Raw genomic sequence first — 11820 nt, forward strand, 5'->3', positions numbered from 1 at the left:
TAAACACATTTCAGGACAAGACATAGATTAAACACTAAAAAGCCAGCTTAATGCTGGCTTTTGTCGTTTAAGAGGGTGAAAAACGCTTATTTAAAAAAGTCGTCATCGTTTTTAGCCATCATCTCTTCAATATCTTCAATCATATCTTGGCTAATTTGGTTAGCCGAGGTAATAGGCGTTGATATTTTATTGTTCTCAAAAGACCATTCACCTAAATCAATAAGCTGACAGCGCTTAGAACAAAAAGGACGATGTGGGCTTTGCTGTGACCATTCAACTTTGTTTTTACAGGTTGGACAGTTAACAATTGTTGGCATACTTTACTCTCTACAATGTGTTTTAGCCCTAATTAGGGCTATCACTTCTACATATTGGTTACGCGATTAATTTCAGCCAGAGACGTTAAACCATCGGCGGCTTTTCGTAAACCCGATAATCGCAAGTTATTAAACCCAGCTTGTAGCGATACCTCTGCGATTTCGAGCGAGTTGCCACCGCGCATAATAATTTGTGCAATTTCAGGAGTAATTTGCATTACTTCGTAAATACCCACTCGGCCTTTGTAACCATCGGTGCAATTTTCGCAGCCTTTGGGTGCGTATAGTGTCATGTCTTCAATTTGTGTTGTGCTAAATCCTTGACGAGCCAATTCTTCTGCTGGCAGTGTTTCTGGAGTTTTACACTTAGGGCATAAACGCCTAGCTAAGCGCTGGGCAATAATCAAACTTATAGAGCTTGCCACGTTATACGCAGGCACGCCCATATTTAATAAACGCGTTATGGTTTCGGGCGCTGAGTTGGTATGTAGTGTTGATAACACTAAGTGACCTGTTTGCGCCGCTTTAATTGAAATTTCTGCGGTTTCTAGGTCACGTATTTCACCTACCATCACTACATCTGGATCTTGACGTAAAAATGCACGCAGGGCGTTAGCAAAGGTCATTTCGGCTTTAGGGTTAATTTGTACTTGGTTAACCCCTTCAAGGTTTATCTCTACCGGATCCTCGGCGGTACTAATGTTACGCTCTGGCTGGTTAAGTATATTTAAACCTGTATAAAGCGATACGGTTTTACCAGAGCCCGTTGGGCCGGTAACTAGTATCATGCCTTGCGGTTGCCCAAGCGCATCCATGTAGAGCTTTTTTTGATCCTCTTCGTAACCTAATACGTCAATACCTAGCATGGCGCTTGATGAATCAAGAATACGCATTACTATTTTTTCGCCCCATAATGTAGGCATAGTACTTACACGAAAATCGATGCTTTTACGCTCTGTAATTTTTAATTTAATACGGCCATCTTGTGGTTTACGTTTTTCAGCAATATCGAGCCTCGACATTACTTTGATACGCGCCGACAGTTTACTTGCTAAGGTATTGGGTGGGTTGGCAACTTCATGCAAAATACCATCAATACGAAAGCGAATACGGTATTTGTGCTCGTAAGGTTCAAAGTGTAAATCAGAAGTGCCTTTTTTAATGGCATCCATTAATATTTTATTGATATAAACAATGATTGGCGCATCGTCTTTATCATCATCTTTAGGTGTGGTTTCTTTAGGGCCTTCATTATCTAAGTCGGCAAACTCTTTAAATTCATCGGCGCTTAAATCTAAGCTGCCTGCAGCATCAAGTAGTTGCTCAATTTTGTTATCTAGCTGAATATAGTCAACCACGACTATTTCGCACGATAAGCCGGTGCTAAATTCAAAGTTTTCAAAGGCACCGTAGTCAGTTGGATCTGAGGCGGCAATGTATACTTTTCTACCTTTTTGAACCAGCGGTAAAATGTGGTGTTTACGTATTAGCTTTTCTTTAACTAAGTCTTCGGGGATTTGTGCAGGGTCGAAGTCTTTTAAATCAAAATACGGTACGCGAAATAAGTCTATACATTGTTCAGCTAAGTCGTTGCTGTCAATTTTTCCACATTTAGATATAAGCTCAGCGGTTGAGGCAAACTCTTGCTGTTTTGCTTTTACGGTATCGGCATCAATGCGGCCAAGCGTTATAAATTTTCTCAATAACGGTGAGTTAATATTCATTGCGCACCTATTTTAGTCCTTCAATAGTTAACAATTTATCAGAAAAAAGCAGGTGATTAAATTCGCTGTGCTTATCAACACCTTTTCTGCTAACCAAATTACGAGTTTATGTTGTTATGACCGCATTAAGGGGCATTAGTTGTATTTTATACTGCATATTGTAGGTAATTTTTATGAAGAACAACAAGTTCTGCATGAACAAGCGATAAATCGCGGTCATTATTTAGAATATCATCAGCTTTTTGTTGTTTTTCTTCACGCGGCATTTGCGACGCTATAATGCTATTTACTTGCTCAAGGCTAATATTGTCGCGTTTTATAGTACGTTCAATCTGCACAGGCTGTGGTACATCAATCAATAAAGTACGGTTGCAGTATTTGTTAAGTTTATTTTCAAACAATAATGGTGCAACTAATACAACATAAGCACTGCTTGCATTATTTAAATCGGTGAGTATTTTTTCCCGAATAAGTGGGTGTAATAGTGCGTTAAGCCACTCTTTATCATCATTGTTGGTAAATATTTTAGTGCGCAGTGCTGCTCTGTTTAATGTGCCATCGGGTAGTAAAATACCCTCGCCAAAGTGTTCAATGATTGCATTTAGCCCTGTGCTATTAGGCGCTACCACTTGGCGAGCAATAATATCGGCATCAACAACGCAAATACCCAGTTCTTCAAACATATTACTAACAGCCGTTTTACCGCAGCCAATACCGCCTGTTAAACCCAATACCCAATTGTTTATTTTAGTTGCTGGCTTATTCATACTAATAACCAATTAAATTAAAATACGCAGCTTGAATTTGAGCGCCCCACAGCAGTGCTATCCAACCCGCTATGGCTAAGTAGGGGCCAAATGGGATAGGGGTTGCTTTGTCTTTACCTTGGATACTTAAAAGGGCAATACCAATAATGGCGCCCACCACACTTGAAAGCAAAATAATGGTTAATAGTGACTGCCACCCAAGCAGTGCGCCAAATACGGCCAGTAACTTAAAATCGCCATAGCCCATGCCTTCCTTGCCGGTTAATAGCTTAAATAACCAAAATACACTCCACAGGCTTAAATAGCCGCAGGCTGCCCCCACTATCGCATCGCTTGGGCTTATTGTTAAACCCATTACAGCGGCTATAAGTGCAAGCCATACTAAAGGTAAAGTGAGCTGGTCGGGCAAGAGCATATGGTCAATATCAATAAAGGTGAGCGCCACTAAAATCCAGGTTACAAAAATATATAAAAGGGCGTGCTCAGTAGCCCCAAAACTGTAGGCAATAACTAAACTTAATAGCGCGGTAATGGCTTCAACTATTGGGTAACGTGCTGATATTGGGTTACTACAATTAGCGCATTTACCTTTAAGCACAATCCAGCTAATAATAGGTATATTCTGCCAAGGCTTAATCGCGGTTTTACATTTAGGGCAGGTAGAATTAGGTTTTACTAAATTAAATGGCTCACTGTTACTGGCTCGTGTAGGTTTGGCTGTTATTTCATCTTCTAATAATAATCTACATTCACTTTGCCATTCTCGCTGCATCATTAACGGCAATCGATAAATAACTACATTTAAAAAACTACCTACACATAAACTAATTAAGCCAACCGTGGTTAAATAAAACCACAATTGGCTTTGCATTACTTCAATAATACTTTGCATATAAAACTCTAAAACTCTAAAACTCTACAACTAAACAACAGAACCTAACTCAAATATAGGTAAATACATAGCAATAATTAAACCACCGACAAGTACACCTAATACAGCCATTATTAATGGCTCGAGTAAACTAGACAATCCGTCAACAGCATCATCCACCTCTTGCTCATAAATAGTCGCTACTTTAGCAAGCATACCATCTAACGAGCCTGATTCCTCACCAATAGCTACCATTTGAATAACCATATCAGGAAATATTTTAGAGTTACGCATCGCCCAGTTCATTTGATTACCCGAGCTCACCTCTGCTTTAATATCTAAAATAGCATAGCGATACACAGCATTACCGGATGCACCTGCAGCTGAGTCAAGTGCATCAACTAGTGGCACACCCGCAGCAAAAGTAGTCGAAAGTGTACGAGCGTAACGGGCAACAGCTGCTTTATTTAAAATCATACCAATAATAGGGAGCTTTAATATGGCTCTGTCGGTTGCATCTCTTAGTTTTAAACTTCTTAAACTTGCCTCCTTAAATATCCAACCTGCGGCTACAACAGTTATTAATGCAACCCACCAATACTCTTGCATAAATTCAGAAATACCAATAACAAATAAGGTAAATGCAGGGAGTTGTGCTCCAAAACCATTAAAAATATCTTGAAACTGCGGCACTACAAATATAAGTAGTATTGAGGTAACTATGAGTGCAACCACTAAAACCGCGATAGGATAAAACATCGCCTTTTTAATTTTAGACTTGAGCGCTTCTGATTTTTCTTTGTATAAAGCAACACGGTCAAATATTTTATCAAGCGCACCCGATTGCTCACCCGATGCCACTAAATCACAATACAAATCATCAAAATAGCGAGGATGTTTTCTGAGAGCCTGTGAGAGAGGCTGACCGGCTTTAACTTCATCGCCAATGTCCCCCATTAGCTTAGCAACACTTTTGTTGGTGGAGCCTGAGCCAATCATTTCGATCGCTTGAATTAATGGCACGCCAGCCATAAGCATAGTGGCAATTTGACGAGTGACTAAGGCAATGTCTTTTGGTGTAATTTTTTGAACACTTTGTATGCCAAATAGCGGTTTAGGCTTACGTTTCACTTTAGATGGAGTAATGCCTTGCTTACGTAATTGTGCTTTCACAATAGCAATGCTGCTACTAGTTAATTCCCCTTCAAGGCGCTTTCCTCGAGCACTAACACCTACCCATAAAAAAGTATCTAAATTTTTATTGTCTTTGTTTTTCATAAATACCTAATCATAAATTTTTTTCACCAGCAGACCAAAAGCTTGGTCCTGCCATCTTTGGAGTATCAGCATTGAGCTGGATGTAAGAGCGGTAAAACATGGTACCGTAAACAGTACAAAATAGGAGCAAATAAATTTTATTCCACTTACTTACTACTATAGGGGCATCATATTTAGTTACACGTATTAATGAACCTAATAATAAGCATCCAATAACTTGAGTAACAGGCATAACCATCAACCCTGAAACTAGAGAGTACACAACCCAACAGATAAAGGTTAAAAAGTAAACTCTTTCGGCCTCAGTGCTATTACTTTGGTTGTTTAACTGTACCCAAAATATCTTCCCGAGTATAAATATAATTAGAATTCCGGACAAGATACCACTTTCAACAAGTATTTGAATTATTGAATTATGCGGATGACTTAAAACAGTTGTATTTATTCGGTAACTATAGTTTCCAGGGCCAATACCGCTAAATAAATTAAATCCCTCATAAATACTGTTTTGCCACATTTCATATCTACCAGAACTTGAAAAATATAAAGCGTTGCTCTCACTTATTGGTAAATATAAGCATATACAAAAATAAAAGAGCATAGATAATAAGATAGAGTATAAGTATGTATTAAGGTAAGTTCTTAAGTCCAATAAATATAGTAGGAGAAATATCAAAGGTAAAAGTAACAAAATAGCGAGTGAACCACCTATAAATAAAAGTAGCAAATTAATAGATATCAATAAAAAAACGATAACTTTATATTTTTTATTTCTTATTAAGTAGAGTGAAAAAGGTAGCACTAATAGCTGGATATGATTGAAGTGCCTAATGTTGTCAAACTTCATATAGATTAAATGCGCAGACAAATTTGATCTTTCTATTAGGGTAAATAATAAATTCAAAAAGCAAAATAGAATTAAAGCACTGTGAGCCAAAAATAATGATATCCAGATTATCTTTAAGCTATTTTTATTTAGTTGGCAAATGTATAAGACCAGATAAAACAAACCAATATAATGCAATACATTGAAAAGACTAGATACACGAAAGTTAGAAAGTAGTGACGATACTATATTTAAGGCTATAAAAAGATAGAAAGCGTATTTGACTCCAGTGTCTACATTAACTAGTTTAATTTCCATGTTACTAAAAAATAGTAAAGATGATAATAAAAGAATGAATTGAAAAACCCTTTGACTATTATGGTAATCATAAGACAGGTTTGGAACAAATGGTAAGAGGGTTATTGCAAAAAATAAGGCTAAAAATATATGGAGTGGGGCTATCTTATGCATGTTGTTAAAGGGCTAAGTTGTATTAGCCCTTATATTCGACGGATTAGCTACAGTTGCCTGGTTTGAATTTTGCTTCAAGACCACCACCAGTAGCACAACTCCAAACACCATCTGCGCTTCTATTAAGAGTTAAAGTCTTGCCGTTTATTTTAGCAGCATTACCATTTTTCATTTTACATTCAATAGCTGTAGTATCAGTCAGAGCTACAGTGCAATATGTTCCACCATTTGCAGTTTGACCAATGAAGCCTGCTTCAGTATTTACTAACGAAGGGGTTTTACCTTCATTAACTGCAACTTCAAACTGCGTTTTAAGGGCTGACACTTCAGCGAAAGCAGAACCAGCTTGTGATTTAGCTGTATAATCTTGGTACTGTGGAAGTGCGATTGCAGCAAGAATACCGATGATTGCTACAACAATCATTAATTCAATTAGGGTGAAACCCTGTTGTTTTTGAGTCATTGTTTTCATGTTTCCTCTCCTAAAGGATAATGTTTTGTAAGGTAGTCAGGTTACTGGCGAAAGTGCCAAACTTAATTTACCTGATTAACTTTACAGATTTACTTAAAAATAAATTTTCACGTACTTTTAGCCTTAGGTATGAAACACAAAAGCTAAATGTGAGTTCATTATGTTGCAACTTGCACAGGCTACCTAAACACAAAGTAGACTAAATATAGGAAAGATACTGAACATTTGCTTCAATCTTTTAGGTATTTTTTTAAGATTAAAACAAAAAGCAGTTACTTATTACTATACTTTTCAAGGAAGTAATACAACTGGGTTAGTGTAACACTTTTTTTATGCCTAAAGCACACATATTTTTCTAAAAAGGATACTTTATTTAACAAAATGTTACAAAGTAGCTCTTTTGGCTTATTTAAAGTCTTTTTTCTTAGATTGTCAATTGATTAGCTATAGTAAAGGTAAATTTACTGTTTTAAAATTGCTCAAAACGCATCGATAAATCGATTGATTGTAAATTTTTTGTAAGTGCGCCGCTGGATATAAAGTCGACACCTGCCTGCGAGTAAGTTTTAAGCGTTTCTAGCGTCATATTGCCAGAAACCTCTAATTTAGCGCGCTTATTAGTAGTGACCACAGCTTGCTGAATTTGTTCAACGCTAAAATTGTCGAGCATGATTATATCGGCGCCTGCATTAATGGCTTGCTCAAGTTCATTTAACGACTCAACTTCTACTTCTACGGGTTTTGCAGGGTGGTTTTGCTTGGCTTGCGCGACTGCTTTATCAATTCCGCCACACGCTGCTATATGGTTTTCTTTAATTAAAAACGCATCAAATAAGCCTATACGGTGATTTGCACCGCCGCCGCATTTTACAGCGTATTTTTGAAGTAGCCTGAGTCCTGGTATTGTTTTACGGGTATCGAGCAGCTGGGTTGTGGTGCCGCTAAGCTCTTTTACATAATTTGCAGTTGTGGTTGCGGTACCCGAAAGCGTTTGTACAAAATTAAGTGCGGTACGCTCTGCAGTTAAAATAGCGCGGGCAGAACCTTTAGCTGTAAATAAGGTGCTATTTGCTGGCACAAAGTCGCCATCATTTACTAATACGTTTACTTCAACGCTTGGATCTACTTGCTTAAACACTTCTATAATGATGTCTTTACCGCAAAAAACGCAGTCTTCGCGGGTAATTACTTTAGCATTTGCGTGCTCGTTTTGTGGAATAAGCTGCGCGGTAATGTCGCCGTCTTGTGCTGATTGATAATTTAGATCTTCATCTAAGGCGAGGGTGACAAGTTGAGTAATAAGCGTGTGCGAAATTGACATATGAAGGCTCATAAGTGTTAATAAATTAAGCAAATTTTACTATGTTTAAATAACTAATAGAAGCGCTTTTAAATGAGCAGGGGTTATTAAACCTACATATATAGCATGGCTACTAAAAGTAATGCTACTAGCTGAATGTTAGCTAACCGCAATGGCTATCATTCTTTATATAAATCCTTTAGCATCAAGTTTATGTATACCGTGGTATTAAAATAATGCAGATAGATTCAAGCGGAGTTGCCGCTAATATAACGCAGCGGCCCTGTACGCATTTTGATGAGCGCCCTGAAAATACCGATATTTCGCTGTTGGTAATTCATAATATTTCCTTGCCGGCTGGGCAATTTGGCACCGAATACGTTGATGCACTGTTTATGGGTGAGATTGACTGTAATGCGCACCCCAGTTTTTGTGATTTAAATGGGCTTAGAGTGTCAGCGCACTGTTTTATAAAACGTACTGGCGAGATTATTCAATATGTGCCATTTAATAAACGTGCGTGGCATGCCGGGCAATCTGAATATGAAGGGCAAAGCGCATGTAATAACTTTAGTATAGGCATTGAACTTGAGGGTACAGATACCACACCTTACACTCAGGCGCAGTACACCAGCTTACATAGCCTAACAAAGGCAATTATGACTCGTTACCCGCTTATCACCACTAAGCGAGTTGTAGGACATTGCGATATAGCACCAGGGCGAAAAACCGACCCTGGGGAAAGTTTTAATTGGCCTGCTTATATAAGCAGGCTAGAACAAGCAAATTAAGTGAGTCGCTATCATGATTTTAGTTTCTATAATTATTGCACTAATACTTGAGCGTTTAGGTGCGCGCTCACAGTATTGGCAAATAAGCCATTACGTTAATGGTTATTTAAACCGCTCGGGTAGATTACTTAGTGAAAACGGATTGTTTGGCACGGCAATTGGCTTTTTAATTTGGTTAGTTTTGCCGGTAGTGGCTATTGCGCTTATATATGTACTCTCTGACTTTGTACTGTGGCAGTTAGCTATAAATGTTGCGGTTTTATTGGTTTGTTTTGGTTGTGCTAAGCACCGCGCTTTATATAAGTCGTATTTAAATGCACTAACGCGGGATGATAAAACCGCGGCTTCATTATACGCACTACAAATGGGGCAAAAACACCTAGAGGATGAAGACGATGGAGAAACATTTGGGCAAACCTTAGCGTGGATTAATTTTAGATTTTATTGCGCCGTTATTTTTTGGTTTGTAATGCTTGGCGCCCCAGGAGCCGTGTTGTATGCAATAGTGCGTACGTTGGCCGATTTAGTTAAAGAAAACCATAAAGTGGTGTTTGCAAATCGTTTTAATCTGTTGCATAGATTATTATTTTGGCTAGATTGGCTACCAGCGCGTGTTGCAAGCTTTGGCTATTTAGTCATTGGTAACTTTAATAAAGGTACAAGCTGCTGGCTGCATTATGTATTAGATTTTAAAACGCCAAACCGCAAAGTTGTTACGTGTACAGCACTTGCGGCTGAGCAAGTAGAGCAGCGTTATTACGGATGTGCTATTGAAGCCACTTGTATGATTAAATTAGTTAAACGCAACGTGCTTTTTTATTTAGTACTTATCGCACTGCTTACTTTATTCGGCGGTTTATCGTAGTCGCGATTTCACATCGCGCAATGTACGCCGCGCTTAGGATGAATATCGGGGTGAGGGTGTTGGTCGCGGGGTAAACCCGCTGCTACGATTTTGCGTAGTCGCGATTTTACATCGCGCAATGTGTAACTCGTTTAGGGTGAGTCTGAGGTGAGATAATAGGTCGCGGGGTAAACCCGCTGCTACGCGTTTAAATAAATGCTGTCCCAATATGGGTAATCTGCAATGTTTTTTATTAAATGTGCACGTAATGGGTTGGCGACTATGTATCTAGCGCAATGAGTTAAATCTTCATCACTCCTGACTAAATGGTCATAAAACCCTTTCTGCCAAAGTTTTTGTTTACTGAATTCTCGGTACGCAGTTGCAGAGCGCCCTTTAAAATTTCTGATTACCTCACTTAATGTTGCTATATCGTTTAATTGAAATAACCAATGAATGTGATTCGGCATTAATACAAATGTATTTGAGTTAATTTGTTTCTCCTTCTCTAGCTTTTTCATTTCATTGATTACTGCTCTATTGATTGTTAAATTTGTGAGTAGATTTTTCCGTTCGTAGCGAACTAACGTAATAGCATAATAGTGGTTTGCTTTAGATATTCTTCCTTTACGCAATAAATATGAGCTATGCATACCATTCCTGCATTTTAGTAATTACAGACCGATTAATTTTAAGCGTAGCAATTTTTATGGACTTGCGTAGTCACGATTTTACATCGCGCAATGTGTATCTTTCTTAGGGTGAGCATCGCGGCAGTATAATTGGTCGCGGGCTAAACCTGCTGCTACGGTTTTGTGTAGTCGCGATTTTATATCGCGCAATGTGTACCTCGCTTAGGGTGAGTCTCGCGGCAAGATAATTGGTCGCGGGGTAAACCCGCTGCTACGGTTTTGTGTAGTCGCGATTTTACATCGCGCAATGTGTACCTCGTTTAGGATGAGTATCGGGAGAGGGTGTTAGTCGCGGGGTAAACCCGCTGCTACGACTTTCTCCAATTCAAAAATTAATTTCTTCAATAAATTCAACTAGAGTGAATATTCTAATTTACTCTGGTCAGACCATTTATTTTCATCTTGTTAACGTTTGAATAAAACAACCTCAATTGTGCATTGTTTGAACTTCGTTCAAAATGCGTTACGCTACTCTAATTGCTCAAATAACCCGTAAATTGACAGTTATTTGCCTTTTTGATACCTTATTGAAAATTTTTGGTATGACCAATTTACCTTTTGGGTAAATCGTCAAGCTCTAGGCCTTAAAAATTAGGCTTTTTAGTATTTATGCAACGTGGACGTTGATTAATGTCTTTAAAGATTAAAGCAGCAAAGTTATCTGATGTTATTTTACAGCAACTTGAGAATATGATTCTTGAGGGCTCATTAGCGCCAGGTGAAAAACTGCCGCCAGAGCGCGAACTAGCAAAACAGTTTGAGGTGTCTCGCCCCTCACTGCGTGAAGCTATCCAAAAGCTAGAAGCAAAAGGATTGGTCACTCGCAGGCAAGGCGGTGGCACGTTTGTAAAAAATCAGCTTGAAGAAGGACTCACTGATCCGCTGTTTGATTTGATCAGTAAGCATCCTGAATCACAGTTCGATTTACTTGAATTTCGTCATGCACTTGAAGGGATTGCTGCATATTATGCGGCGCTTCGTGGTACCAGCACCGATTTTACCAAGGTTAAACAAAGCTTTGATAAAATTGCTCAAGTTAATAACGATTTACAATTAAAAGCCAAAGCAATTAATGCGTTTCACTTTAGTGTAGCCGAAGCCTCACACAACGTGGTTTTACTTCACTTAGTGCGAGGCATGCAAGCGCTACTGGAGCAAAATGTATTGCAAAACTTAACGGTTTTATTAAAAAAACCAGATATTAGCAATCAATTAGCCCAGCATAGGCGCTTATTAATGGATGCCGTAATTGAGGGCAATCCAGAACAAGCCCGTTTAGCAAGTAATGCCCATTTAGCCTTTATTGAAGAAGCATTACTTGAAGCGGGTAAAGAGCATTCGCGAATTGAACGTAGTTTAAGACGCACAAAACAAAATTAAGCTAATACGCTGTACTTAGAACACACTAAATTAGGTATACGTGGTATTAAATTAACAACATTCGTATTTTAAACATAAGGAAACCTC

12 protein-coding genes are annotated in these 11820 nt (G+C 38.4%); 3 read left to right on the top strand and 9 right to left on the bottom strand.

What is annotated here, in order from left to right:
* Nucleotides 1-86 precede the first annotated feature (86 nt).
* The 8 genes from yacG to nadC form a co-directional block, all read right to left on the bottom strand.
* Nucleotides 87-317, bottom strand: coding sequence for a DNA gyrase inhibitor YacG (gene yacG, locus B4F91_RS06890; protein WP_024031401.1), 231 nt, complete (start codon nucleotides 315-317; stop codon nucleotides 87-89).
* A 47-nt stretch (nucleotides 318-364) separates the two neighbouring features.
* On the bottom strand, nucleotides 365-2041 hold the full coding sequence (pilB, locus tag B4F91_RS06895) for a type IV-A pilus assembly ATPase PilB (protein WP_286938665.1): 1677 nt from the start codon (nucleotides 2039-2041) through the stop codon (nucleotides 365-367).
* 146 nt (nucleotides 2042-2187) lie between these two features.
* On the bottom strand, nucleotides 2188-2808 hold the full coding sequence (gene coaE / locus B4F91_RS06900; RefSeq protein WP_004588604.1) for a dephospho-CoA kinase: 621 nt from the start codon (nucleotides 2806-2808) through the stop codon (nucleotides 2188-2190).
* A gap of 1 nt (nucleotide 2809) precedes the next feature.
* Complete coding sequence (locus B4F91_RS06905; protein ID WP_286938666.1) at nucleotides 2810-3700, bottom strand: prepilin peptidase; 891 nt, start codon at nucleotides 3698-3700, stop codon at nucleotides 2810-2812.
* 30 nt (nucleotides 3701-3730) lie between these two features.
* Nucleotides 3731-4957 carry a type II secretion system F family protein gene (locus tag B4F91_RS06910; protein WP_286938667.1) on the bottom strand — a complete coding sequence of 409 codons (1227 nt, stop codon included), beginning with the start codon at nucleotides 4955-4957 and terminating at the stop codon, nucleotides 3731-3733.
* Between the two features lie 10 nt (nucleotides 4958-4967).
* Nucleotides 4968-5825: an O-antigen ligase family protein gene (locus B4F91_RS06915; protein ID WP_286938668.1), complete on the bottom strand. Its 858-nt coding sequence runs from the start codon at nucleotides 5823-5825 to the stop codon at nucleotides 4968-4970.
* Nucleotides 5826-6297: 472 nt separating this feature from the next.
* On the bottom strand, nucleotides 6298-6726 hold the full coding sequence (locus B4F91_RS06920; RefSeq protein ID WP_288635484.1) for a pilin: 429 nt from the start codon (nucleotides 6724-6726) through the stop codon (nucleotides 6298-6300).
* Between the two features lie 469 nt (nucleotides 6727-7195).
* The gene (gene nadC, locus B4F91_RS06925; RefSeq protein ID WP_286937543.1) at nucleotides 7196-8047 is read right to left on the bottom strand and encodes a carboxylating nicotinate-nucleotide diphosphorylase; all 852 of its coding nucleotides are present in this window, start codon (nucleotides 8045-8047) and stop codon (nucleotides 7196-7198) included.
* Nucleotides 8048-8262: 215 nt separating this feature from the next.
* Here nadC and ampD point away from each other — a divergent pair, with 215 nt between their 5' ends.
* Both ampD and ampE read left to right on the top strand, forming a co-directional pair.
* A complete protein-coding gene (ampD, locus tag B4F91_RS06930; protein WP_273606789.1) occupies nucleotides 8263-8817 on the top strand; it encodes a 1,6-anhydro-N-acetylmuramyl-L-alanine amidase AmpD in 555 nt (184 codons plus the stop codon).
* Nucleotides 8818-8830: 13 nt separating this feature from the next.
* Nucleotides 8831-9682, top strand: coding sequence for a beta-lactamase regulator AmpE (gene ampE, locus B4F91_RS06935; protein ID WP_286937541.1), 852 nt, complete (start codon nucleotides 8831-8833; stop codon nucleotides 9680-9682).
* 179 nt (nucleotides 9683-9861) lie between these two features.
* On the opposite strand, the gene B4F91_RS06940 is transcribed toward ampE, so the two are convergent.
* Entirely contained in the window at nucleotides 9862-10314 is a 453-nt protein-coding gene (locus B4F91_RS06940; RefSeq protein ID WP_286937540.1) for an REP-associated tyrosine transposase, read from the bottom strand.
* 669 nt (nucleotides 10315-10983) lie between these two features.
* Here B4F91_RS06940 and pdhR point away from each other — a divergent pair.
* Nucleotides 10984-11733: a pyruvate dehydrogenase complex transcriptional repressor PdhR gene (pdhR, locus tag B4F91_RS06945; protein WP_004588597.1), complete on the top strand. Its 750-nt coding sequence runs from the start codon at nucleotides 10984-10986 to the stop codon at nucleotides 11731-11733.
* The last annotated feature ends 87 nt before the right edge of the window (nucleotides 11734-11820 follow it).

The sequence above is a fragment of the Pseudoalteromonas sp. UBA6610 genome, assembly GCF_002433295.1.
Classification (GTDB): domain Bacteria; phylum Pseudomonadota; class Gammaproteobacteria; order Enterobacterales; family Alteromonadaceae; genus Pseudoalteromonas; species Pseudoalteromonas atlantica.